20 protein-coding genes and 1 pseudogene are annotated in these 23,592 nt (G+C 59.9%); 13 read left to right on the top strand and 8 right to left on the bottom strand.

Annotated elements, in window-relative coordinates:
• Nucleotides 1–360: 360 nt before the first annotated feature.
• Entirely contained in the window at nt 361–708 is a 348-nt protein-coding gene (locus AC1DFE_RS21475) for a hypothetical protein (RefSeq protein WP_476907882.1), read from the bottom strand.
• 797 nt (nt 709–1,505) lie between these two features.
• Between AC1DFE_RS21475 and AC1DFE_RS21470 the strand changes: the two genes are divergently transcribed.
• On the top strand, nt 1,506–1,946 hold the full coding sequence (locus AC1DFE_RS21470; protein ID WP_476907881.1) for a hypothetical protein: 441 nt from the start codon (nt 1,506–1,508) through the stop codon (nt 1,944–1,946).
• A gap of 620 nt (nt 1,947–2,566) precedes the next feature.
• Nucleotides 2,567–3,454, top strand: coding sequence for a hypothetical protein (locus tag AC1DFE_RS21465; RefSeq protein WP_476907880.1), 888 nt, complete (start codon nt 2,567–2,569; stop codon nt 3,452–3,454).
• Nucleotides 3,455–3,594: 140 nt separating this feature from the next.
• Here the strand turns inward: AC1DFE_RS21465 and AC1DFE_RS21460 are convergent, their stop codons facing one another.
• Both AC1DFE_RS21460 and AC1DFE_RS21455 read right to left on the bottom strand, forming a co-directional pair.
• A complete protein-coding gene (locus AC1DFE_RS21460) occupies nt 3,595–4,089 on the bottom strand; it encodes a hypothetical protein (RefSeq protein ID WP_476907879.1) in 495 nt (164 codons plus the stop codon).
• A gap of 587 nt (nt 4,090–4,676) precedes the next feature.
• Entirely contained in the window at nt 4,677–4,919 is a 243-nt protein-coding gene (locus tag AC1DFE_RS21455) for a hypothetical protein (RefSeq protein WP_476907878.1), read from the bottom strand.
• A 315-nt stretch (nt 4,920–5,234) separates the two neighbouring features.
• Between AC1DFE_RS21455 and AC1DFE_RS21450 the strand changes: the two genes are divergently transcribed.
• The 8 genes and pseudogenes from AC1DFE_RS21450 (at nt 5,235) to AC1DFE_RS21415 (ending at nt 11,560) form a co-directional block, all read left to right on the top strand.
• Nucleotides 5,235–5,687: a hypothetical protein gene (locus AC1DFE_RS21450; RefSeq protein ID WP_476907877.1), complete on the top strand. Its 453-nt coding sequence runs from the start codon at nt 5,235–5,237 to the stop codon at nt 5,685–5,687.
• 119 nt (nt 5,688–5,806) lie between these two features.
• Nucleotides 5,807–7,236 (top strand): annotated as a pseudogene (locus AC1DFE_RS21445) (IS1380 family transposase).
• 256 nt (nt 7,237–7,492) lie between these two features.
• Nucleotides 7,493–8,035 carry a hypothetical protein gene (locus AC1DFE_RS21440; RefSeq protein ID WP_476907876.1) on the top strand — a complete coding sequence of 181 codons (543 nt, stop codon included), beginning with the start codon at nt 7,493–7,495 and terminating at the stop codon, nt 8,033–8,035.
• A gap of 245 nt (nt 8,036–8,280) precedes the next feature.
• Entirely contained in the window at nt 8,281–8,907 is a 627-nt protein-coding gene (locus AC1DFE_RS21435) for a hypothetical protein (protein ID WP_476907875.1), read from the top strand.
• Nucleotides 8,908–9,810: 903 nt separating this feature from the next.
• Nucleotides 9,811–9,942, top strand: a complete 132-nt coding sequence (locus AC1DFE_RS21430) for a hypothetical protein (RefSeq protein WP_476907874.1) — start codon at nt 9,811–9,813, stop codon at nt 9,940–9,942.
• Nucleotides 9,943–10,235: 293 nt separating this feature from the next.
• The gene (locus AC1DFE_RS21425; protein ID WP_476907873.1) at nt 10,236–10,472 is read left to right on the top strand and encodes a hypothetical protein; all 237 of its coding nucleotides are present in this window, start codon (nt 10,236–10,238) and stop codon (nt 10,470–10,472) included.
• A 204-nt stretch (nt 10,473–10,676) separates the two neighbouring features.
• A complete protein-coding gene (locus tag AC1DFE_RS21420) occupies nt 10,677–10,802 on the top strand; it encodes a hypothetical protein (RefSeq protein ID WP_476907872.1) in 126 nt (41 codons plus the stop codon).
• Between the two features lie 131 nt (nt 10,803–10,933).
• The gene (locus AC1DFE_RS21415) at nt 10,934–11,560 is read left to right on the top strand and encodes a hypothetical protein (protein WP_476907871.1); all 627 of its coding nucleotides are present in this window, start codon (nt 10,934–10,936) and stop codon (nt 11,558–11,560) included.
• A gap of 125 nt (nt 11,561–11,685) precedes the next feature.
• Here AC1DFE_RS21415 and AC1DFE_RS21410 read toward each other — a convergent pair whose 3' ends face one another.
• Nucleotides 11,686–12,219 (bottom strand): hypothetical protein, encoded by a 534-nt coding sequence (locus AC1DFE_RS21410; protein WP_476907870.1) that lies wholly within the window; start codon nt 12,217–12,219, stop codon nt 11,686–11,688.
• Nucleotides 12,220–12,370: 151 nt separating this feature from the next.
• Between AC1DFE_RS21410 and AC1DFE_RS21405 the strand changes: the two genes are divergently transcribed.
• Both AC1DFE_RS21405 and AC1DFE_RS21400 read left to right on the top strand, forming a co-directional pair.
• Nucleotides 12,371–12,808, top strand: a complete 438-nt coding sequence (locus tag AC1DFE_RS21405; protein ID WP_476907869.1) for a hypothetical protein — start codon at nt 12,371–12,373, stop codon at nt 12,806–12,808.
• A 417-nt stretch (nt 12,809–13,225) separates the two neighbouring features.
• The gene (locus AC1DFE_RS21400) at nt 13,226–13,960 is read left to right on the top strand and encodes a phosphotransferase enzyme family protein (RefSeq protein WP_476907868.1); all 735 of its coding nucleotides are present in this window, start codon (nt 13,226–13,228) and stop codon (nt 13,958–13,960) included.
• Nucleotides 13,961–15,029: 1,069 nt separating this feature from the next.
• On the opposite strand, the gene AC1DFE_RS21395 is transcribed toward AC1DFE_RS21400, so the two are convergent.
• Nucleotides 15,030–15,656: a hypothetical protein gene (locus AC1DFE_RS21395; protein ID WP_476907867.1), complete on the bottom strand. Its 627-nt coding sequence runs from the start codon at nt 15,654–15,656 to the stop codon at nt 15,030–15,032.
• An 890-nt stretch (nt 15,657–16,546) separates the two neighbouring features.
• Here AC1DFE_RS21395 and AC1DFE_RS21390 point away from each other — a divergent pair.
• The gene (locus AC1DFE_RS21390; RefSeq protein WP_476907866.1) at nt 16,547–18,034 is read left to right on the top strand and encodes a peptidase M16 family protein; all 1,488 of its coding nucleotides are present in this window, start codon (nt 16,547–16,549) and stop codon (nt 18,032–18,034) included.
• A gap of 329 nt (nt 18,035–18,363) precedes the next feature.
• Here AC1DFE_RS21390 and AC1DFE_RS21385 read toward each other — a convergent pair whose 3' ends face one another.
• The 3 genes from AC1DFE_RS21385 to AC1DFE_RS21375 all read right to left on the bottom strand — a co-directional run bounded on the left by AC1DFE_RS21385 (nt 18,364) and on the right by AC1DFE_RS21375 (nt 23,369).
• The gene (locus AC1DFE_RS21385; RefSeq protein ID WP_476907865.1) at nt 18,364–18,570 is read right to left on the bottom strand and encodes a hypothetical protein; all 207 of its coding nucleotides are present in this window, start codon (nt 18,568–18,570) and stop codon (nt 18,364–18,366) included.
• Between the two features lie 914 nt (nt 18,571–19,484).
• Nucleotides 19,485–19,859, bottom strand: a complete 375-nt coding sequence (locus AC1DFE_RS21380; RefSeq protein WP_476907864.1) for a hypothetical protein — start codon at nt 19,857–19,859, stop codon at nt 19,485–19,487.
• A gap of 129 nt (nt 19,860–19,988) precedes the next feature.
• A complete protein-coding gene (locus tag AC1DFE_RS21375) occupies nt 19,989–23,369 on the bottom strand; it encodes a choice-of-anchor D domain-containing protein (protein WP_476907863.1) in 3,381 nt (1,126 codons plus the stop codon).
• Nucleotides 23,370–23,592: the final 223 nt, after the last annotated feature.

Here is a 23,592-nt window from a genome sequence, read left to right as displayed (position 1 = left end):
TTCCCCTCTATCAGAACGCACTTGCGACGCCTTGTAACGCGATCCTGAAAACACCCGTGAGCACCATCAACTTGGCTAAGCCGCTGGGCGACCGAGAGCTGCTGCACCTTGCCGACCACGGAACAATGCAGAATCCGACGCCCGCACCCTCCCGATGAACCTTTGCGCCAGCGCGGGCCTCTCGATTCCACCCTGACCCTGAGCGAAGAGGACGCCCGCTACGGTGGTCTCCTAGCCCTCCTAAGGTGCGGTCTCCAAAGCTAACCCTTCACGGCACAGTTCGCTAGGTCTAGTCCCCTCGGGAAGGCGAAGCGGTGCATTTCCCAGGCCAGGGTGACGTCGGTTCTTCCCTAGGCGCGATTAACCATTTATGGCTTCGACGACATCGTTGATTCGACGTTTTTCATTCTCCGATAATGGCCATTCGTCCTGGGCGACGGTTAAAAGCAGGCCCCCGGAGTAAATGTCGGGAGAGACACCTGTAACGAGGCCCTGCATGTCTGGGCGCTTGAGCAGCTTCCTACCGACGGTGAACAACTGGGAAATAGAAGCCGTGGTTGTACGGGTGATCACTTGCAGATCGGGAAACTTCGAAGCTACTTCTGCGATTTTTTGACGCACGCCGTCACCGGGCGAAACAACAAAAATCGCTGCTCCTTCGTAGTGCGGGCACAGCGCAACCCCCGTTGTCTGATCCCTGGTGCTCATCAGCGATGGCTTGAAGCGCGTTCCCCAAGGCGCTCACGCTAGGCTTTGCCTCGCCAAACCAAATTTGGCGGCTCGAGTCGTCCCGGATAAAGCAATCGGTTCCGTTCGTCCCACCAACTCCCGACATGCTTGCGGGAGTTGACGCTGCTTCCTTGGCATCCGATGCGGGTGCTTGAGCATTCCCGGCTGGGCCACAGCCCGCAAGTACACCCATGAGTGCAATCATCCAGGCGATTGCTCTCACATGGCGCCTGTTGACCCTGAGCAACTCGGGGGAGCGGTAACGGCGACTCATGTTCGGTTAGTCCCCTCGTACGATGGCCACACATGCCGGATGGCCGAGAAATGTATGCGGAGCATATCGCCAGCTGACACTCCGAACAAGAGTCCGCGTTGACTGCCGGGCGCGCCCGTCGCACAGCACGAGTGGGGCTCCAAGGTCCCTCGCGACCAACCTCAACCGGGCCAACTTGGAAGGTCCAGTCCAATGTGGAACGCTGACCCGGACATGATCTCGTCCGATGCCATGACAACTCCTGCCATTCGACTTAGGACAGTAGGACTACCATGTGGGAATGAAGACGCCGGCGCGATCAACTCTCCCTTCCTGGCTTTCTGAAATGCCCGGTGGAAATGCAAGAACTGAACTCACTGTGTCTGAATTCTTTCCATTGGACTTTCCGGCATTTTGCCGGGTCTTCAACCCTGCCCGCGCTACCGGAGTCGCCAGGAGGTGGACAGAAGTGGCTGGAACGGCCGCCACGATTACCGGTCGGACGCAATGGCAGGATGTAGCCATGCAGCCCAGACCCTCAGAACTGCCCCGCGTGGACCCGATAATGGGCGGCCTTGACTTGGAGGTAGCGACCACATTGGCCTCCATTCTGGGTGAACGCACCAAGACTCCAGATTCTGTCTATTTTCTTGCGTGGGAGGGTTACGCCGATCTGAACGATGCCTACCGCGGCGCGGGCACTATCCTTGGCCCGTACGGCAGGCAAATGCATGTGCGGCATGGTTCGCTTGCAGATGTGGGCGCAGTTGCAGCGGCTCGCGGGACGGACATGCCTCTCTGGTGGATCCCCGAGGACGGTTCCTGGGCAGTCGGCAACGACATCTATGCACGCAGCGTGTACGTAGGGGGATCTGCGGAGTGCATCGACGACATAATCCAGCAACGCGTGCTCGAAAGCATCCGAGTGTCAGCGAGCGATCAAGTCGTCGCCGAGGATTACTAAATTAGCGAGGGTTTGCTGCCCCGATGTCGGTCAGCGGCTCCGCTATGCGATTCGAGGAACGCTAAACGGGAGGCACGTTCCCGAATGTCTGGGTGCGTAGACAGTAGCTGCTTCTGGGGATAGCTTCAGGGCATGGGCGTCCTCTCGCGGCCAGTGAGAAAGCTGGCGGTAACGGCGGTGAGCGCCGTGATGGCGCTGACGGCTGCAGGCTGTACTGCGGAGCCGCCCTCTCCGTCCACGTCGGAAAGTGCGCTGCCGGGAAATATCCCGGCCAACCTTTGGAACCAGGGAACTCCGGACCCTCTTCCCCTCTATCAGAACGCACTTGCGACGCCTTGTAACGCGATCCTGAAAACACCCGTGAGCACCATCAACTTGGCTAAGCCGCTGGGCGACCGAGAGCTGCTGCACCTTGCCGACCACGGAACAATGCAGAATCCGACGCCCGCACCCCTCCAAATGACCCCCACCAGAGTGCTTGCCGGTTACTTTGTTTCCGTCGGTCGATGAGTCTGTGCACTATGGCGAGGAGCTTACCTGTCACGCCCGCCAGCTAACGTCTATCGGGTCATCTGCGGAGCCTTGAGAGCCTTGAGAGCCTTGCGGCCATAATTGCGATCATGGATGGAATTCTTTCGACGCTCGAACTCCGGGACGTGGTCCGGTACTGGTCTGTCCGTCAGTTTCCACGTTTTTGGCACCTCGAGCCGCAGTCATCATCCGTGCAGGAGTTCCTGATTGACGGACAGATCCTCTCGGATGTCTATGACTTGGATCAAGCAATGCCACCGGCGGAGGGAACGGCCCTTAGAACAGACAACCCTGGTCATGCCCTGGCTCAGGTACAACGTCTTTTGGGGCTTGCGGAACCTGATTTCAGCGACGGGCGGGTTGCGTTGCTGGTATGTCCTGGCTGCTTGGAAGCAGGATGCGGAGCGTTGAGCGTTGAGGTTCGCCGAACAGAAAACACGGTCATCTGGGCGGAAGCCGGCTGGCAGGATGACACCGGTGACGCCGATGACGTCAAGCCAGTTCGGGGCCCTCGGACCATCATGTTCGCCCGCAACCAGTACGAATCAGTCCTGGCACAGGCGCTGAGTCGCTGGCAAGGAATTGCAAGCCGTCAGGCCGGGGACAGCCCGGTGCCGGCGCTTATTTCCTACCCCGTATTGGCCGTCGACGAGGAAGGAGCAGTGCACTTCTTCAATGACCGGGAAACACTTGAAGACGTGGCTGAGATGTTCATCCATGGCGAGTTCACTCTGGTCGTTGACGCGCGGGGCATCGAGTACTCCTACGAGGAAGGCGACCTTCCATACATCGAATTGAAAAGTAGCAATCTGGCCAATGCAGCGGACGTGCTTCGGATAGTCGAAGAACGCATGGATTGCCTGCGCTCTCGTGGAGCCCTCCGTCATGCTCCATCCTCGCCGGCGCCACACGGCGATCCGATTAACAGTGATTTCTCGCAGGCCTTCCAACTCGCCCGGGAGTACAACTTGGGCTAGTCGAGGTGGTCCCGCCCTTAGTCGATCAGCTGCGAGACTCCCTCGAAGACGAAGCCAGCGTGGGCTCTAGCACTGTCCCCGCTGCGGGACAGTCCGGCGGGAGCGGCTTGTCCTTGCTGTGAATCCGGTGGTACGACGTGTTAAGGGACGGGTAAAAGCGCCGATTCGACGGCGACAATTTTCTCGCCGTAGCGTCGGTCCATCTTTTTCTGGATGCTCCCGTCGTCGTAAATGACCTTCAAAAAGACGTAGCCGTTTTCGGCTAGCACAGAAAGCCTTGTCGGCTCGGCGGAGTTCAACAGTTCATGCCGGATCTTCCTTAGCTGATCCGCTGTGCCAGCCCCTCGATGCGCTGCATCCCGGCGTGGGTCACTTGGCCCGCGGAGGACATATTCATTGAGGCCGAGCGGCCGTGGAGGTGTTTGCCCGAGTGTGAACGTTTTGCCGTCCCATGTTCCCTGCAGCAGGTAATCACCATGCGTGACCGTCCCCACGGTCGCCGATCCGCTGACCGAGTCCCAGTTCCAGCCGTCGATGACTGGACCCCTGCACGTGGGAGGATCAGACGCCGCTATGTAGCCCAAACAGAATTCGGGCTCTGCGGGTCGCCGTTGAAGCACCGTTCCCTGGCCCATGAGTTCCGCTCCTGCGGTCGAGGACTTCGACGCCTCGACAGTGCCGGTGGTACGGTCGCCTGGTTGAACGGTTGGGGTGCAGCCAGCAAGCACAACGGCGAGACCGCCAATTAACGCGCCTCTGGCAATTCCGCGCCTCCTCATGCCTAAAGTATCGCTCTTGTGGTCCTGAGGAACCACGGGGAGTGTACGGGTCGAAGGCCCACAAGCCGATCCCGTACCGGCCTGTGCTTCAGCCTCGCGAGTTGGCGGCTCGTCGGCCCTTGCGGGGAACGTCGACCGGTCCAGTCTTTGGCAGGGCCGCCCCTTCCGTTCGCGAGTGTCCTAGGAGCTAGGGCGTGGAAAGCTTGTCGAGCATGTCAACCGCCGGGCGCGCTGACTGAAGAGGCAAAAAGCGGGTCAAAGACTAGTCCGCAGAGAATTTTTTCATCCTCCACTCAGTGCCATCTGACAAGGGCACGCAGAGGTAGGTCCGGCGGAAGATGCGGCTCTTGCGCAGAGTGGCCTTCCTCCCACTCAGAAGGAACTCAACGATTTGATACGCGGTTGTTCTCGCGAACTCGAATTGATCTTCCAGCTCGCCCCGATCAACTTATCTCGCCGCCGATCAACTTATATTGAATGAACTGTTCGTCGTACACAATCTCAGGCGCTTCACTACCCAGTACCACCTCGAAAGCGGGCGAATCACGAACCTGAATTTCCATGTACACGTGACGTCCGCGTAGATCAACGGCGCCCTTCAAACCCGCCGGTAATTCCGCAATGATTCGCTGCACTTCGGACACCATCTCTAATAAAGCACCAGGTGCATCTTCCTTATCACTCATCGCCGCGGCCCCCTCCCCTCCGAACGGGTGCGCTTCAATCTCATGCCGCTCATCGTACTGGCGAGAAGTCGGACCACCGCACCGACCAGCGGTCGCCACACAGAGGCGGCCCCGCCTGCGTGGTGATTCACCGGGGTCCAGGTGGGGAACCCTTCATGGCACAGTTCCATAGGTCTAGTCCATAGTCCCCTCGGCGATGCGCCCATTGGGGCACGAGACGAGACCCCAGGGGGTGTCATGTGGCATTTTCGGCCTGCGCTGGGATCCTGTCGGTTATTGACAGCGATAGCGACGGCCGCATGGCAGAATCACCGTGTGGAAACCCCTGAATCCGTAATTGTGGACTGGCCGTCAATCCTTTTCGCGCTTATCGTCGATGCGCTCGTGGTTTGGGGACCGGCGCTTTCGATGTTCTTTCTTATACCAGTGCACCAGGGCTTTGCTGCCGTGGCCATGGTGCTTTTGTTGCTGGTGGCTAATTGGGTCCTATATGCCCGCGGAAACACTTTGGGCACCTATCTTGGCGGCTTCCGACTACAGACTCGACGCCGGCAAGCGCCAGGGCTGACCTATGGACTGGTCCTCACGCTGCTGAGCTTCGCACCCGTCCTCGCCCTTGGATTTCTGCTTGCTGTCAGCTTCACCCCGGGTAACAACGCTTCCGGTTATCTTGGCAGGCCGGACAGCCATCCCATCATCGGACTGCGAACGCATCCGCGGCGATTCCTGCAGGCCGCCGATAATTACTGGCAACGCTGGGCTGACTAGCCCGGGGTTTTCATGGCGCATCGCTTGGCGTGCGTGTTTAAGCAGGGAAAGGGTGCTCTGAACTGGGAAAATAGTGGTTGTCGAGACCGTTATTTGCCGAGCGAGGGAGCACCCTTTCGATGCAAAAGTCTACCCGTGTTTTTCCGTCCCTTCCGGTCACTTTCACCGGCCAGTCGCTGATCTCCCACGCCGGAGTCAGCGTCCTCACCGGGTTCATGGACGCCCTGGGATTCGGCAGGCTCTGCGACGAGCGCCTCGGCCAGTTCGTTCCCTCCGGCGCGAGGCATCGTTCCGGCAGGGTCATCGGATCTCTGGCCGCTATGCTCGCCGCCGGAGGCGAGCACGCCTCGGACCTGGACATCCTGCGTTCCTCACCCGCGGTCTTCGGGCAGCTGCCCTCGAATGCGACGGTGTCCCGGTTCTTTGAACGCACCGTGGCCAATCCGGAGCTGGTCAGCTACGGGTTTGAGACCCTCCCTCGGGAACTGCGCAGCAGGGTCTGGGACGCTGCCGGGGACCGGAACCCGGCCCTGTCCGCGACGGCGGCAGGACCCGCTCATCATCGACATCGACGCGACCCTTGGTGACCTCGCATTCCGATAAGGAGAACGTCGCCGGCACCTATAAAGGCGGTTACGGGTTCGCCCCGTTTATCGCGTCCTGTGATTACGGTGCCGGTCACGGGTCCGGGGAAATCCTCGCGACGGTGCTGCGCCCCGGGAACGCCGGGGCGAACAGCGCCGAGGACCACATCCGGGTCTTCCACACCGCCGCCGCCCAGCTGCCCGAAGGGTTCTTCAACGGCACCGGGGCGCTGGCCGGGGAGAAGGTCCTGGTCCGCACGGACAGTGCCGGGGCCTCACGGAAGTTCCTCTGGCACCTGCACAGCCTCGGCGTGCAGTTCTCCACCAGCTACACCCTCCCGTTCGGCAAAACCCACATGATCGACTGGATCACCAACAAGCAGTACTGGCAGCCGGCACTGGACCAGCACGGGACCGAACGCACCGACGCGTGGGTCATCAACGCCACCGACGTCATCCCGCTCACCGCCTACCCGCCCGGCACCAAACTGTTCCTCCGGGCCGAGCCGCTGCACCCCGGCGCGCAGCCCACGCTGCTCGATACCGACGGGCACCGGATCACCGCACTGCTGACCAACTCAGCGCGCTGGCACGGACCGTTCCTGGACGCCAGGCACCGAGCCCGCGGCAGGTGCGAGAACAGGATTAAGACCCTGAAAAACACCGGCCTGGGCAAGCTGCCGTTCTTCGATTTCGCCGCGAACCAGGCCTGGGCGGACATCGCCGCCCTCGCCTTCAACCTGGTCTCCTGGCTCCAGCTCGCCGCCCTCCCGGACGGCCACCACGCCAAAGCCTGGGACATCAAGCGCTGGCGCTACCGGCTCTTCGCAACAGCCGGGAAAATCATCACCCGCGCCCGCCGCAACCAGTTGCTTCTACCGGAATCAGCGCCCGAGAAAGACCTCCTGAAACTGCTCCTGGAAAACACCGGCCTCCTGAGAGAGCTCCTGCCCGCCCCCGGCTGAGCCCCCGCTGATCCTGTCCCGAGGAGAGCCCATCACCGGACGTGGAACCGGCGCCAACCCCGAAGCGAACCAACGGGCCACACCACACTGCCCGAAAACAGAAAACAACCACCGACCAACCCGCCAACCGCAACCAACGGCCATCACCCGACCTCATGAAAAATCGGGGCTAGGACCATCAACAGAACCTTGAGCGAGCACGACGAGCGGCCATCATTTCCTAGGGCAGAGGTGGCGGAGGGAGCTACTTACGTAAGTGTTTCTGCCCACCTACGCTGATGAGATGGTGGACTGGGAAACGGCCGGTCGAAAGAGCGACCAAAAGTTGTTGCGCGCAATGTTCTGGATTCAAGTCACGCTATGGATGCTGAGTCTTGTGGCCGTGGTTCTCATTTTCTATGGAGCCGACTCCAAGACAAGCGTGTGGGACTTTGCTCCAGGTGTTGGCACGTTGGTCCTGTTCACATTAATGCTGCCCTACACGTACAAACGGTGGCAGCAGGTACGCTTAGGTCCGGTAGATATTCAACCTGTCCGTGCCAGCCCGGAAGTCCAGCGGAGATTCCGCCGGCTCACTTACTACATGATGTTCTTCATGCCAATCGTGCTGGCCTTGAACTTACTGCCGTTCACCACCGAGCCGTGGATCTGGATCAAGGTTGCCATCCTCGGGGCCGGAGTCATCGTTTTGGGCGTTTGGGCCACCCGGTTTTCACTGTGGCAAAGGGACGAATACTGGCGCGAACAAGGCAAGGACCCCAAGCACCCTTGGCGCCCTGCCAAGCCGGACGCTCCATAGTCAAAACACAGTGCCGCGAGTTCGTGCCTTCGGGGAACCTCGGCTGGGACAGTTGGAGAGGTCTAGTCCATGTTGAGCCGCCACGTCGTCATTTGAAGAGATTCTTAAGCTGGGAAGCCGCCCTACTCCGGGCGACGTTTCATTGCGTTGACAACCAGCTGGGTCGGCTTGATACTGCGTTGTAAGCGCTGAATTTTGGCGGGAGCCGATCCGTTTTGCAAGGTTGCAAAGGAGGTCTCGTCGACATGCGGAATTTTTCGCCGCTCCTGGTAGCGGCGCTCGTCGGTTTGTCCCTGACCGGATGCTCTGAGCCGTACCTGACGAACACATCTGGCCACGAACAGGAACAACCGATTCAGACGAAGTCGGCGAAGGAACTGGGCATTCGACTCTATATAGAACCGTCGTACAAGGGACAAGCCAGTTCGCAATTGAATGTGATCAGTGACAAGATCCGCGACTACATCGCTAAGTATCCGGAGGTCTTTTCAGGAGGTTCCTTTTCGTCCGATTCCTCACAGGTAATGATTGGTGTATCGCAGCCTGATCATCCGGCGGCGTCAGGTTTTGAGGAGCTAGCCAATAAGCTGGACCCCGGACGGCAACGCGTGCTCACAAAGCCCGCGAAATGGTCTTGGTCTGAACTCGACGAACTGAAGAACATCCTGGTCCAGGAATACCTCGCGCAGAACAAGGGCGACATCCAATCCATCGGGCTCAACACTGCTCTAGACACGGTTGTAGTCACAGTGCGGAGCGAAGGTTTTCCTCTAGAAAGCAACCCGGCGGTGCTGAAAATCGCGCAGCAGTACGGAGAGATGGTCATGTTCCGGAAGTCGACCGGGGAGATAACGCTCTACTCCGGCGGCTGACAGCACCAACCCTTCACGGCACAAGTCGTTAGGTCTAGTCCATTCTCCTGCGGGAACCTTCACCGGGCGGAATATTGCCTCCGCCTCTGAATGCAACGGTCTGCGGAGACTCGACCGCCTTGAGGGCAACGACAACGAAGCCTAGACTCACCTCAATCCACATGGAGAGTGGGAGTGCACATGTCGCCCGGAACGATTTTCGGCTTGGCTCTGATCGCAACGGGCATCCTAGCCTTCCTCGTAGCTCGCCCTCTGACTAACGCGGCTGTAAATAGCCAAACGTACTTCCGTCCAAGCCTGGACAAGGAGGCCTGGAAGCGGAAGAACGTGCGAGGGGCGCGCATCATCGGGATGTCTTGGATTGTCCTAGGCATTCTTATTGCGGTTTACGGCATAGTGACAGGCCACTGACAATGAGGGCTGTCGCGATCATTTTCACTATCCTTGTAGGCGCTTTTTTCATTCTGGCTCGAGACTTCAGCGCCAGGTTCATGCTGTCCTTCGATTACCAACGGCCGGCAGTGCGGAAACGAGAGAAGACGTTTCTGCGTTGGTATGCGGTGGCATCTGTTTGTTTCGGTGTGGTGTGCATCGTTCTCGGTTCACTGATGGCCATGAATATCGCCTTCCCGTCGTGACGGGCCTTGGAGCCCTAACGTGGAGCACGTAAGCGCACCCTTGTTTATAACCAGATGCCGAAACGCAACCCTTCACGGCACAGTTCGCTAGGTCTAGTCCATATTTCTCCCTCGGGAAGCCGTAACGGGATGAAATCTGCGAAGAGACTACAACCGTCTCGGCCCTCGGGATTCTGAGAGCGCTCCCTTATAGAAGGTTTCAGTCGGGGGCTCTTGATGTAAAACGAACGCAAGGCCTAGACTCGCGCTCCAAGGGCTCATCGGCATGTTGATTATTGGAATCTACTTCGTTGTTACTCAGTCCAACTGGATCCTGGTCATCCTGGCACTGCTTGGCTTAGGATTCGTAGCCATGTTCTTCTTCAGTAGTGAACGAGAGCACCGCGGCGAACCGTAAACCGACGTGAATACTTATCCCCTAAGCTCCCTTGCCGAGTCGCTTAGGCATTGATTTGGGCCGGCTGCTGAACCCCTCACGGCACAAGTAAGTCGTTAGGTCTAGTCCATTCTCCTGCGGGAACGTTCTTTGGACGAAGCCGCGATACACCCGTTTCAATTGGGGCCGAATGAGAAAAGGCTCCGGAACAACCGCGCATCAAAGCTGTCGCATGGCCGCTCCGGAGAGACTAAATGGAACGGGAAATTCACCGTATCCTCGCCTTGGGATGAGAAGAGAGGTCTAGCTCACACATGGACGATGAGATGAAAGCCGGTCCCGAGAAGAAGCGGTGGTTTCCGTCCGTACCAGGCATCGTTGGCGGACTCATCCCCGGGGTAGCCGCACTGTTCAATGAATTCTCCTCGCCATTTTGGATCACCTTCAATATCGTCATAATCGTGGTGGCGCTTGGGTTTGCCACTGCCAACCTCATTGGTTTGGTTGTCCTCTGGTACCGCCTTAAGCCAAGGCGAAGCCGCCCAGAGTAGCCGCGTACCCTTCTAGACGTGTGGGTGGTAGCCCTCGCCATTCCCGAACGGGATTCATGGCCAAGGATCGCGGTATGTTCGAGCTGGACCTCACCCCATGAAGGAACGCTGAATGGCATAATGGCTCGCGAGATGCTCTGCCCATGCGCCCAGTGTGATCCAAAAGTAATGTCTGAGAGGCACACCTGAGATTAGGCTGTACCTATGAAGCCCCGGGGAGTCCTCGTCACGGCCCTGCTAATGGTGGTTGTTGTTGTCGCCATCATTGTCGCTTGGATGGTTTGGCGTCCGGAGGTAAGCGGAGCGATGGCCTTCTACATTCCCAGCTGATCGAGTACCTCGGCTTCGTTCATAACTAAAATCAATGTCGCCAACTGACATTGACTTCCTTGACATGGCCCTGTTGCCAGCGAAGAGTTCACTTAACGATTCAACGGTTATCGACTAGGGAATGGCGACAAGTGAAACGTGTTCTCAGGCCCTTGTTTGTGGGAATTCTTGGATTACTCATCTGCTTGTCGGGATGCGCAAACCAGGAGGGATACACAGGCTCGGGCGCAGGATCGCCCGAGGAAACGCCCGGAACGAAAAAGCCTGTCCGCATCTACACCGACCCTATCTACACCGGCCAGGCCAGTGGCGAGCTAAATGAGATCGGCAACACGATCAACGACTACGTCTCCGCCCATCCGGACACTTTCTCCGGCGGTTACTTCTCCGCCGACTCCTCCAAGATTTTCGTCGGCGTAGCGGAGCCAGGCGACAAGGCAGCCTCAGATTTCGAAAAACTGGCAGACAGACTTGATCCTGGGCGTAGGCAGGTTGTCACAACTGACGCCAAGTGGTGTTGGTCCGAGCTCGACGCACTCAAAGACACCTTGGCAGAGGAGTATCTCAAAGAGGCCAAAGGAGGAATCGATTCCGTCGGACTAGACACCTCTCGGGACACCGTGGTCGTCACCGTCCTGATAGAACCGGGGGACCCTCGCTTGGAAGACAACCCGACGGTTCTTGAAATCGCCCAGCGCTACGGTGACATGGTCATGTTTAGAAACTCACTCGGACCGGTTTCGCTCAACGGCAACTAGGCCTGCGTTGGCAGCAAAGGGCAGGGGCCGCTCGGAACCGCCGCGCGGCCATGCCGAATCGCAACTGCTCCGTTGGGAGAACGGCAACCGGAGCGATTCCGATGGACTAGCCCAACCGGAGCCGGTCACCCGAGCCCAGTTCCAGGCGTCGTCGCTCGGCGATCGAGGCGACTGGCCAGGATCACCCGGCCGCGGTCCAGGATCTCGCTGATAACACGCTGCTCATGGTCATCGAAATACGGGCCGTAGTGCTCACCTGGTGGAGTGATGCTGGGGAGATTATTGCCGTAGAAGAGTTTGTCGCAACACTTGTCCGCCTCCGGTCCGCGATCATCAAGCGATGCATTCACAATGCGTGCAATGTCGCCTAGGAGGTTCCACGCATTCAGGAGCTGCGCACAGGTGTCATCTGATGCCGGCAACTGCAGAAGGCCTTCGATCCCGTCAAGGTTCTGAGGTTCTTCGTTGCCTGCTTCCAAGGTGAGGTTGTGCAGGCGGGCCAACGAAAAATCCTCTTCGGTGCCGGCCCACACGATCTGGCCGTTGCAGACGAGAACGCCATCAGCACCGCCTTCGTCGCCAGCCACATCGTCCGTTTGCCATACGAGACCAATCCTCTGACCTTGAAACTGGACCCAGTGCGGGTACGACATCCTCATCCGCGAATCCTATCCATTGATTCGCATACTCTGGCGATCGGATTACCAGGAGCCGAACCTCTGCGGGGACGTTCCAGACCCGTGGTTGGGATGCCGGGTAAGCATTAGCTTTTAGTCGGGCTGTCTTTCAGGGCTGCTCTATATTCAAGACATGATTCCAGTGGATGGCAGTGCGCCAAGCGACTTCGAAGGCATCGACTATACGGCCTACTTCCGGGGCTCAGCCGTCTACGACGTTCAAGGACTCACCGATCGGGTTTTGGACATCATCGGTGATTTTCTGAAGAAGGAAGGGCTTTCTTCTAGGCGGTGCTTTCGATCCGGATTCGGTGCCGCAGCCGGCGGTCCGGCATTTCTTGAAACTCTGATCTGGGTTCAGGAGCACTGGGAGTTCCTAGCAGGCGCAGCCTCGGTCGTGTTGGCTCGGGTGGCCAATGTCCGTGAAAAATGGCGACGGCTGAAATGGCGCACGGAAGCCCAAATCCTGGATCCTATAAGCCTTCGTTCGTCGTTGAGCTGGGTGTGCGGACCAGAGGCGAGGGAGAAGACTCCCGACAGGAAGCCGCACGGTCCTTTCGTTCTCTACTGACACATGTCCCCGACCTTAGTGCGCTACTGAGGAGTGAGCTGCCGGATCAGAAATTCACTATCCGGGTTCTGACTACCGGCTCTTCGCCTGCATTCGCCTATGCATATTTCAGAGTGCCAGAAGTAAAGCGTTCTGATGTTGTGAGAATGATCCGGTTCTTGGAGAAGGAGCCACATCAGGACGGAATCTCCGCTGTGTCGCTCTACCGTCAGTTCGGCTTCATCACCCGTATTAAGGCAAGTGGAGACGGCGGAGATGTCATGCGCTTGACGATGCGCTGACAGGAGCACACAGAGCATCGATCTTGTCAGACCGGTGGCTTCTGCCTCATCCACTCGTCTGTAGAGGAGACGTTCCGTTCGAAGAACCCCACCGAACGCTGCGTTCGTGTGCGTGCGGGGCGGCTACGCTTTTCGAATGGGACAAATGCGCGAGGTCCGCATCAATAAGAACGTCGTCGAGCGACCGGCCAAGCCATGGACACCGACGGTACATGCCCTTCTCAAGCATTTGCACGCCTCCGGGTTGCCCGTTCCAGAACCCCTTTATATCTCCGCCGGGGTCGAGCATGTGAGGCTCATTCCCGGTGACGCTGGATCGGATGCATGGGCCCATCAGCTGGAAGTCGAGTCGGTTCGTTCAGCTGGTCAACTGCTGCGCAGAGTTCATGATGCAACAGTTGGCTGGGTGCCACCGACAGATGCGAACTGGGCGGTCCCTTTCTCACCAGGCGAGATAGTCTGCCATGGCGACCCGCAGCCTGCGAACTTCGCCTGGCGTGACGGTCTCGCCGTCGGCCTTTTCGATTGGGACGTTGCCCGGCCGGGCAACAGATTGAGCGATGTCGCATATGCCCTCGAGTGGTTCGCTCCGTTCGAGGATGACCCGACCGAGCTACGAAACCGCGGGTTCGACGAGACTTTGGACCGGCGGGCTCGGATCGAGGCATTCCTCGGCGGATACGGGTGGGAGGGGCCGCTCGATATGGTTGCGGCAGTCACAGCCCGGCAACAGACTGCCATTGATGAGGTGGTCTATCTCGGCGAACTCGGTCACCACCCCCAGGCGGAGTGGATAGCGGCAGGCTGGCCAGATCGGTGGCGTTCGAAGCTAGAAACGGCCCGCCGAGTCGGTGAGAAGCTGGGAGTCTAGCCGCCAACCTCATTCAGTAATTCAGTTGATGCAGCGACCTATGAAGGTTGGAATGGCCGATTTTTTCATAGGCTCAGTCCGGCGGTTCCATCGTCCCCGAAAGAAGAACCCCTCACGGCACAAGTCGTTAGGTCTAGTCCATTCTCCTGCGGGAACGCTGACCCCTGATCAACGTTCACCAAAGATTCCCGGGAGTGAAAGCCCGGACAGTGCAAAATAGGCAGACCACCCCAATGAGCCAGGGAAGGCCTTTTGCGCCGTATACGAAAAGCTTTGGGGCGTTCGCTCGAAACGGGCTTTCCCCTTTCCTGCGGTAAAACCAGATCAGCAATCCCCAGAACATGAGGAAGATGGGCAGACAACGGCAATGAAGACTTCTGCAACGCTAGCCGTCTCAGTGAAGTAGGTCATGTCCCAGAAATTCACTTGCAAACCGTGGTTATGTGGTGATTGCAGCGGCGGCGACCGCGCGCCTTGGTTGGGAACCTTCTAATCGAGCGTGATTCCTGGTACAGATACCGCGGTCAACCCTAATTAACAAACACTAAGGCTAGAAGCAACACTGCACCCGCCGTACAAACGAGCGCAATTTTCATGAATGTCCTTTTCCTGTCATCCGACGTATACGCCTCCGGTCCGCGCCGTGTGGCCCTAGCCAATAGCCAGCAGCTGACGGCCACAAGAATAATTCCCGGCCAGAACAGCAGGCCCTGCTGAAACGTTAAGGTCATGCCGTGAGTCTCTCCCGATAGCCGGGAGTGGAGCAAGACCGCGAGAGGTGGAGCTTATCCCATGTCCGGAACCCTTACCGGAACGGGATCAGGGGCCTTTGGCCGACCTTGGGACCAGAGGTGCAGCCGGTTGGAAGTCAGCGGCTCATGAAGTCAGCTGAACCTTGGTCTCCAGACTCGACTGGATCTGTCTCAAAACCTCTGCGCGGCGAGTTCAGGTGGTGAGCGCAACACCCTGAATTGGGGGTGTCATCGATGGGCAGGCCGTGGTAGCCGTTGAGTGTTCGTTTAGCGTTCTGGGAAAGGCTGGATGCCGGGCTGTCAGAACACTCTCAGGTTTATCTCTCTGACCCAACGGACCGGGACCAGCGGTCCCAATAGTAGGCGGCGGCTTGGAGGAACTCTTGGCTGTATGGCGATGGCGGCTCGTCGCCGTCAGGACGTATGGACCTCCACACCTCGCCCACCAGAGGCGTGCGCGGCTGATCGATGTCAGGCCACTCTTCCGGCGACAACCCCTTCTGGGCCTTCTTCAGTCGATTCCCGTGTTGACGGAGTAAGCGATCACGCTGTTTCCGGAACCGGGTGGATTCGTCCTCCGTCGCTTCCTTGTCCTTGAGGTACTGGTAGATTGACCCGTCTGTCTGCCAGAGAATCGGAGCCAGGTCCTTGAGTGTGGCAGGGGCGTTCTCATGTATCGAGGCGGCCGGAATTTGATCGGCGTGCTGACTGACAAGCGAGGCCAGTACGTTGGTCGGGGTCAGATGGTTGGTGGCAATGCTCTCTCTGATGCTTGGGTCAGAGTCCTGGGACAGGATGGCAATGACTTCCGGCGACAAGTCGTCGCGGCCGGCCAGATCCCACTTCTCGTGATGAGTGCCCGTTGTGGCGATCTTCTCGTGAAGTTCCTTTGGCTGCTCCGGCATGTACTGGGTGTCATAGGTGTACTCAAAGGAGAAATCCATGGCGTCAGCCTAACGCGGGCGGGAGTAATACCGTCTCGAATAGCTCGGAAGGCTCTTCACCTGCGCCGCCGGTAGCCGCAACGCCGCCGACTCGGGGATTAGGTACTTTTCTGGCAAACAACTCGATACAACCTGCCACGCCCGGGCCTATAGAAGGAACCCTTCATAGCACAGTTCCATAGGTCTAGTCCATAGTCCCCTCGGCGATGCGCCCATTGGGGCACGAGACGAGACCCCAGGGGGTGTCATGTGGCATTTTCGGCCTGCCCTGGGATCTTGTCAGTTATTGGCAGCGATGGCGACGGCCGCATGGCAGAATCACTGTGTGGAAACCCCTGAACCCGTAATTGTGGACTGGCCCTCACTCCTGTTCGCGCTTATCGTCGATGCGCTCGTGGTTTGTGGACCGGCGCTTTCGATGTTCTTTCTTATACCAGCGCACCAGGGCTTTGTTGCCATGGCCATGGTGCTTTTGTTGCTGGTGGCTAATTGGCTCCTATATGCCCCGCGGAAACACTTTGGGCACCTATCTTGGCGGCTTCCGACTACAGACTCGACGCCGGCACGCGCCAGGGCTGCCCTATGGACTGGTCCTCACGCTGCTGAGCTTCGCACCCGTCCTCGCCCTTGGATTTCTGCTTGCTGTCAGCTTCACCCCGGGTAACAACGCTTCCGGTTATCTTGGCAGGCCGGACAGCCATCCCATCATCGGACTGCGAACGCATCCACGGCGATTCCTGCAGGCCGCCGATAATTACTGGCAACGCTGGGCTGACTAGGACCATCAACGGAACCCGAATGGGACGGGTTGCCGTAGCGGCCCCAGGATCCGGGTCTATCGTTTTGCCCATTGATCCGGGGTCGTGGTCGTGTCTGCGAGACTGTGACTCATGAGGCAGATGGTGAGGAAGAGTTCGCACAAAGGCATTCCCTCGTATTCGGTGGACCGAGGCGGCATCTTCACCGGGTCACTCATGTTCGGCGTTGGGTTCCGCAACGAACCAGTGACGCTGGCTGGCATTACTCATCTGGTAGAGCACGCAGTTCTCCGTATGGTGCAACCGGTGACTTTGTGGCACGGCGGAGCGGTGCAGATGGATTCGGTTGAGTTCTACGCCTGTGGCGACGCCGATGCCGTTGCCGGCTATCTCAATGCCATCGCCGACGCCGTTTCCGGTTTTACGGCTGTGAGCGAGGAAGATCTCGCACTGGAAAAATCGATCATGGAAGCGGAGAACCCAAGAGGATTCAGTACGGTGTCCAGTGGCCTGCTGACCTGCCGGTTCGGAACGAACGGGCAGGGTGCCGGGCACTTTGGTTCCCCGACGATCACAGGCATCAGCCGGGGCGAAGCGATCGAATGGGCCCAGCGATGGTTCACGGCAGAGAACGCGGCCGTCGCCTTCACCGGACCGGTACCCGGCTCCCTGGACATTCGTCTTCCGCAGGGCACCCCCGTCACCCGGCACCAGCCTGAACCCGTCATCACAACGCCAACCCTGATCAGGTCGCAGAAGAGCGGAGTGGCACTGTCCTTCATGGTCCCGTCGAGGAATTCAACATTCCTTGGAGAGGCGCTGAGATATGAGCTGCTCGCACGGCTTCGGCACCCCAGCGGCCTCATCTACTCGGTCGTGATTCTCACAACGCAGCTCGATGATGACTGCTGCCAGCTCGACCTCATCCTCGACCCGGTCCCGGCCAACACCGCCGCAGCTTTGCAGGCCAGCGTCGCTGCTGTCCGTGACGTGGCCGCCGGGGGCTTCACCGACGACGCGCTTCAGGCCGCCCACCACGCACTCCAAGCATTGTTCACGTGGGACGATACCGTCGCTTCCGATTACCTCACCCAGATGGCAGTCAACGGCCTTCTCGGACGAGCCACTCCAACCAGGCAGGCACTGCTCGATACGGCCGCCTCGATAACCGGACCTGAATTGTCGGCCACACTGACGGCATCCCTGGAATCACTCATCGTTGCCGTCGACGAGAACACCAAGGTCCGCAAAGCCGACGCGGCTGCATTGAAACTAATTTTGGACCCCTATGAGATCTGGCAGCGCCACAACGGCACAGACGACCTAAAGCCGCAAGAATCCCCCGACGGGCATCAGAAATGGCGAAGCAAGACGTCTAAAGCCGCCTTAACGCTCACAGAAACCCACTTGCTGAAGCTCGAATCAGGCAAAACGAAGGCGATCAAGCTGGCCGACGTCATCCTCGTAGGTGACCGCAGCTGCGGCTGCATCTGCCTGATGGATCGGCGCGGAAGAAGCACCGAGGTCCACACCGATGACTGGAAAAACAGCAAGAAACTCAGACATAAATTGCTGAACGCCTTTTCCACCGACATTGTCCGCCAGTTCCCAGAAGAGTAAAGAAACAGGAAACTCCACTGCGGATGCTGTCAATGCAGCCCCAGACGGGAAGGCGCCGTGGGGCATCTCTAAGCTTCGGAAGCAGTTTGAGCTTTCTTTATCAGGTGATCTATTTCAGCTTCGAAAGTCTTGTCTGCTCCAAAGAACGTCTTGTCCGCGATCCTCCAGCCGAATCTGTCAAACGCGTATGCCCCCACTTCGGTGCCTTGCGAGCTGGGCCAAGGCTCTGGGGCGAGCTCATACCGTGGGGAAAGAATAATGCCCCCGTAGGTCTCAAATTGACCCTTCACAGTTGATTGAAAAGAAAGGGACAAAAGTCTCCGTATACATCAGACGGGAAAGGACGCTGCAGCCTTGACTTCGGCCATAGGCCAGCCAGGTCGCACCATCTCGTCGTCATAGCGGTGCAACTCGTCGTAGTGGTCTTCGCCGGAAACATGACGCAGTCGCACCGCCTCGCGCTCGTCAGCGAGTTCCTCGTCGGACAGCGGGCGAAGGCTACCTGATGCGCGTGCAACGACGTCAAAAATACCCATGCATAAATGCTGTCACACTCGGGGCTACCGACGCATGATCGTCGGTCAACACCGTTGCCAAGGCGCGGGAACATTAACGACACCACGATGATGACCGCCACGCTCGAGCAGATCCGCGCTCCTTCAACCAGGCCAAGCAATGGCGCGGGCGCGCCACCCGATACGACAAGCTCGCCATCGTCGATCGAGGAGCAGCCGTCCTGCACGCCATCACACTCTGGCTCAGACGGTTTGGAGACACGCCTAGTCCTATGCAGTCTAAGTAGGCCACCTGCGACTGCACGCTCTGATACGGCTCGACCTCGAAACTGACAGTGCCATTAACGGCAACGCCGCGAACAACTCCTCTCTCTTAGTCCTCGGTTTGGCCGGATGAATGGGCTTGGGTCTGGGCTAGCTGGTGGTTGTTTGCCATGTGCGGGAGATGCGGTTGCCACTTGGCTTTTGGGCGGCGCAGTCTCCTTCGGGCTGCTGCCGGGCGACGACGAGATGCTTGGTTCTGGAGTACTGAGTGACCGATGACCCTGCTCCGAGAGGGAAGCAGCCCAACGTGGACCGCGGCCCCTGTGGGCTTGTTCCGGGTGGCCATCGCGAATCCACTTAGGTCCGAAACTTGCTGTGGTGTAAGAGCCGAGGGCCGAGAAAAAGGTCAAGTACATTGGAACAGCGATGTCGTCGCGTGGTTGAGGAACCCGCGGAAACAGTGAGGTCAACAATGCGGAGTGATCCGAATAGCTTGGAATCTCACACCCGCACGGTATTCGTGCGGGGCCATTTCATTCGTCCATGATCAAACACGACGGCCTGCGACTGTTATTGCCGTGGAAGCACGCCGGTGTGAAAATGGACCTTCTCGCGCCGCCGGACAGGCAATGCCGCGTCTCTCGACGCGAGTTCGCCGCTGCGCCCCTTGGCTACCAGGTGAGCTTCTGCGCCTTGACCACGTAGTGGCCGTCGCTCCCGGTGAAGGTGGCGAGGTACCCGCGCTTGGCGCCGTTCACCCTCATTTGGCAATCGGTGTGGGTGCCCACCTTGATATTGGGGAAGTTCTTGCACTCCACGCCTGTGATCTTGATGTCGGCGGTCTTGGGGTGGGCGCGTGCCATGATCCGGGCCGCCAGGATTTTGCCGCTTGTGGCTGCCGTGAATTTCGGGGCTGCGGGCGTGGCCGCGGGTGCCGCGGTCACGGTAACGGTTGGCACCGGGGAGGGAGCTGACGGGGCGCAGCCGGCCACCGCCAAGGCTCCGAGTAGAGCCGCTGCCGACAAGGCAGTCCGTCTGATGTTCATCGCCATCCTTTCGATCCAATGTGGCTTGTGCCGGCCACTAGAAACTCTGCAGCGTATTCCTTGGGGAAAGGTTGCCGCGGGGGGACCAAGCCTTGTGGTTGAGCTAACTGGCGCTGGCGGCCTTGAACGCTATCCGGTCACTACTCCTGTCCGCGCCGTCCAGACCAGCCGACCGCTGCGGAAATCTGATTCCCGGCCGACGGGAACGGAATGCTCGTCCGTGACCGGATAACCGAGCCGGCCTTTCTCCCATCCCAGTGCCGCCCACCTGATCCGGATCGCACCGCGGATCTCGTGCGCGCCTGTCTTGGGCGACCAGTAGATCGAGCCTCCACCCGAACCGGAGAAGTGGTTGTACCGGCCGACCCGATCCGGCGTGATGCCCTCGTCTGTGACTGGGTAGCCGAGCGGGCCTTTCTCCCATCCCAGTGCCGCCCATTTGGTCCGGATCGCACCCTGGATCTCGTGCGCGCCTGTCTTGGGCGACCAGTAGATCGAGGCTCCACCCGAACCGGAGAAGTGGTTGTACCGGCCGACCCGATCCGGCGTCATTTTCTCGTCAGTGACTGGGTAGCCAAGCGGGCCCTTCTCCCCGCCCCGTGCCGCCCATTTGGTCCGGATGGCACCGTGGATCTCGTGCGCGCCTGTCTTGGGTGACCAGTAGATCGAGGCCCCGCCCGCACCGGAGAAGTGGTTGTAGCGGCCCACTCCATCTGCCGTGGTCATGACATCGGTGGTTGGGAAGCCGAGCATGCCCGCGGCGCCGCCGGCGGCCTTGTAGCTGATATAGGTCGGGCCATGGGACTCATGCGCCCCTGCCGCCGGCGACCAGCAGATCACCCCGTTGACGAAGTCCTGGCACTTTCCTCCCGCAACCGCGTACTGTCCGGTGAGAGCACGCCCGAGGGTCGAACCCGGGCGGCCGGCGCCGATCGTTTGCGCCTTGACCGCGATCGGGTCGTCGGTGCCGTTGCCGGTGAGCATCACCTTGAGCGCGCCTTGGCCGTCATTCGCGGTGATCAGGTAAAAGGTGTCTTGGGTGCCGGCCTGCCCGAGAGCCGTGGGCGTGAAGGTCACGCTCTGGAAGGCGGACTCGCCTGGCGGGATCGTGAGGCCCTCGGAGATGGGAGCGGCCGCCGAGAAGACACCCTGCGGCGCCTTCGCCTTGGTGATCGTCATCGGGATATTTCCGGTGTTGCTTATGGTGAAGTCAGCCGTGGCAGACGTCCCGACGGGGACGTCCCCAAAGTCCAGCGATGGCGGCATCTGCAGGTGCGCCATACCGGAAACGGCGGTTGCGGCAAGCGGCACTGTCACGGAACCAAGGTTGCTGACGATGACCAGTGAGTCGGTTACCGGGTCCGCCGTCGCGGGGCTGAAAGTCACTGACACCGGAACTGAGGCGAGGGGTTGGATCTGCTGTCCCACGGCCGGCAGCGTGGTCGCGTCCACGCTGATCTCCGCGTTGGCCGGCAGGGTGACGCCGGTGATCTCGACCACCGTGGCGCCGGTGTTGACGATGTTCACAGTTTGCCGGCTCTGTGTCGGGGTCGGAACGTCGGTGAACTGGAGCGCTGCCGGTGTGGCGCCCAGGCCATCCCTGATGGCGACGCCGTGAACGCCGAGGAGAACGGTCTCGCCGTCGACCGTCTTAACGGTCAGGGCACCGTCAGCCTGCCCGGGTGCAGTCGGCGAGAACGTCACCGGGACGGTTAGGCTGGCGCCACTCAGCAGCCTGGCAGGCAGTCCGGTCGAAGTTCCGATCCCGAACGGTGCCCCTGTTGTGATGGAGCTGACCGTCACGTCCCGGGAGGCCGTGATCGTCACATTGCCAGACTGGATGGCGCCCACTGCGGCCGTGCCCAGGTCGGTGTCCGTAGCACCGACGGCTGACGTTGTCGGGGAGCCGAAGCCAAGCACATGGCCGTCCCGGGTTCCGACGAACACCCGGCCGTTGTCAGTGGCCACCGAGGAGAACTTTGCTGCCGTACCTATCGGGGCGCTGAACACTTGTTGGATCGAGCCGGTGCTGTCCGGGAGGGCACGGTAGGCCCGCAGTTCCGCATTGACCCCGGTTCCTCCCGTGGAGTAAACCGCCCAGACAAGGGCGGATGACCCGTCCGTGCCGGAAGAGGTCGCCGTTGGCGCGCCAGACGTGTACCCGAACGTGCCCGCCGACGTCCCGATGGAGGCGAGTCTGATCCCGCCCGAGCTGTCCGGCACAAGCTTGAATGCGCGCAGAAAACCCCTGTTCTCGACGGTGTAGAGATAGCCGCCGTCACTCGTTCCGAGGAACGCGGGCCGTCCCCACACCCCGCTGTACGGTCCGGCTGCATCGAGGACTGCATCGGTTCCGTCTGGCCCCTGCGCCATGCCGCCCAGATTGTCCCGGTCCAGCAGGTAGACGAGCCCGTCCTTGCCGACTTGGGCCAGCAGGTGCGGGTGCTCGGCCGTGCCATAGCCGTCCGGGATGGCAACAGGGGCCCCGGAACCCAGGTCGGCGTCGTTCTGGTCCAGCTTGATGTTGGCGGCGGGGCTGAAGAAGTCGGTGGGGCTCAGGTTGCCGTCACTTCCAACCCGGAGCCGGACCACCGATTCCGCCAGCGTGCTGGGAGGCACACTGCCGGGGCCAGCCTTCGGGGAGATGCCGTTCCCGGTGGCGAACAGGATTTGACCGGGACCGTCGGATACCAGTCCTCCGCCGGACTGCCAGATTCCTCCCTCCGCGTTGGCGTTGCCTGACTCCGTGGCCCACATCGTGGTCTGCCGTCCGCTGGTGGACACGCCAATGACGTAGCCGACGAAGGGGGTGTAGTCGCAATGGCTGGCGAATCCCGCGTACACCACCCCGTTCATGAGCAGCAGTCCCGGCCGCTGCATGGCCGTCATTGCATTGAAAGGGCGGGTCGGGTCGTTGGTGGGGGCGCCGCTGATGAGGACGGGGAACCCGGCTCTCTCCGCTCCGGTCGCCGGATTGAGGGAGTGCATGTACCAGTGCGGGAGTTGCGGGCTCGCTCCGTCATTCGTTTTGGCCAGCAGGAAGACGCTGTTTGACGCCGGGTCGAAAACCGGAGTTGAGGTGATTCCAATGTTGGGCGTGAGGTCGCCGCAGCTCACGGTCGACGCCGGCCACGCCGGCCCGACGGTACGCTGCCACCTCGTCGCCCCCGTGGCACTGTCCAGGCCGTAAACAGCATTGTTCTCCGTCGCGGCAATAACGGTGCCGCCGATCACGAGTGGCTGGGCGTAAACCTGCCCGTCCACCGCCGTGGAGAAGAGTTTGCCGAAGTTCGCGGACGAGACGGACGACGGCGAGAGCGTGCTCTCGTTGCTATCCCATCCGGTCCGAAGCGTATCGTGGCCGATCGTCCCGACGTCTGCGACGCCGACGCCGCTGACGGACAGCCCGGCGAATGCAAGTACTGCCGACAGAAGGGCACTCCAGGCACGTCGTTGTAGCGGCAAAGAGCGCCCGGAGTCCTCTTTTCCTACGGTGGCTTCGTTAAGCATTGCTGGCCGCGAATGAGGAAACCGTGGGCGCGCAAGCGCCAGATGAAAAGCTTGTAGCCGAGGCGCGCGTGAACGCCCCAGTTTTTTGTTGACCGAGCATGACATTGAGACCTGTCTGTGACCGTCGTTGGACTTGGCGCCGTGTCCGGTGCAGCCAGGGGAATGCGTCGGGCCCGGTGGCCCTGAGTGGGCTTTTTCGAACCTCAGCTTCAGGACCATCCCA

The sequence above is a fragment of the Arthrobacter sp. 05T423 genome, assembly GCF_056396245.1.
This window is presented reverse-complemented; position numbering and strand designations above follow the sequence as displayed.

Coding starts and splice junctions, on each gene's coding strand:
- AC1DFE_RS21475 (WP_476907882.1), bottom strand. CDS start 708: ATGAGCACCAGGGATCAGACAACGGGGGTTGCGCTGTGCCCGCACTAC.
- AC1DFE_RS21470 (WP_476907881.1), top strand. CDS start 1,506: ATGCAGCCCAGACCCTCAGAACTGCCCCGCGTGGACCCGATAATGGGC.
- AC1DFE_RS21465 (WP_476907880.1), top strand. CDS start 2,567: ATGGATGGAATTCTTTCGACGCTCGAACTCCGGGACGTGGTCCGGTAC.
- AC1DFE_RS21460 (WP_476907879.1), bottom strand. CDS start 4,089: ATGGGCCAGGGAACGGTGCTTCAACGGCGACCCGCAGAGCCCGAATTC.
- AC1DFE_RS21455 (WP_476907878.1), bottom strand. CDS start 4,919: ATGAGTGATAAGGAAGATGCACCTGGTGCTTTATTAGAGATGGTGTCC.
- AC1DFE_RS21435 (WP_476907875.1), top strand. CDS start 8,281: ATGCGGAATTTTTCGCCGCTCCTGGTAGCGGCGCTCGTCGGTTTGTCC.
- AC1DFE_RS21430 (WP_476907874.1), top strand. CDS start 9,811: ATGTTGATTATTGGAATCTACTTCGTTGTTACTCAGTCCAACTGGATC.
- AC1DFE_RS21425 (WP_476907873.1), top strand. CDS start 10,236: ATGGACGATGAGATGAAAGCCGGTCCCGAGAAGAAGCGGTGGTTTCCG.
- AC1DFE_RS21420 (WP_476907872.1), top strand. CDS start 10,677: ATGAAGCCCCGGGGAGTCCTCGTCACGGCCCTGCTAATGGTGGTTGTT.
- AC1DFE_RS21410 (WP_476907870.1), bottom strand. CDS start 12,219: ATGAGGATGTCGTACCCGCACTGGGTCCAGTTTCAAGGTCAGAGGATT.
- AC1DFE_RS21405 (WP_476907869.1), top strand. CDS start 12,371: ATGATTCCAGTGGATGGCAGTGCGCCAAGCGACTTCGAAGGCATCGAC.
- AC1DFE_RS21400 (WP_476907868.1), top strand. CDS start 13,226: ATGGGACAAATGCGCGAGGTCCGCATCAATAAGAACGTCGTCGAGCGA.
- AC1DFE_RS21395 (WP_476907867.1), bottom strand. CDS start 15,656: ATGGATTTCTCCTTTGAGTACACCTATGACACCCAGTACATGCCGGAG.
- AC1DFE_RS21390 (WP_476907866.1), top strand. CDS start 16,547: ATGAGGCAGATGGTGAGGAAGAGTTCGCACAAAGGCATTCCCTCGTAT.
- AC1DFE_RS21385 (WP_476907865.1), bottom strand. CDS start 18,570: ATGGGTATTTTTGACGTCGTTGCACGCGCATCAGGTAGCCTTCGCCCG.
- AC1DFE_RS21380 (WP_476907864.1), bottom strand. CDS start 19,859: ATGAACATCAGACGGACTGCCTTGTCGGCAGCGGCTCTACTCGGAGCC.
- AC1DFE_RS21375 (WP_476907863.1), bottom strand. CDS start 23,369: ATGCTTAACGAAGCCACCGTAGGAAAAGAGGACTCCGGGCGCTCTTTG.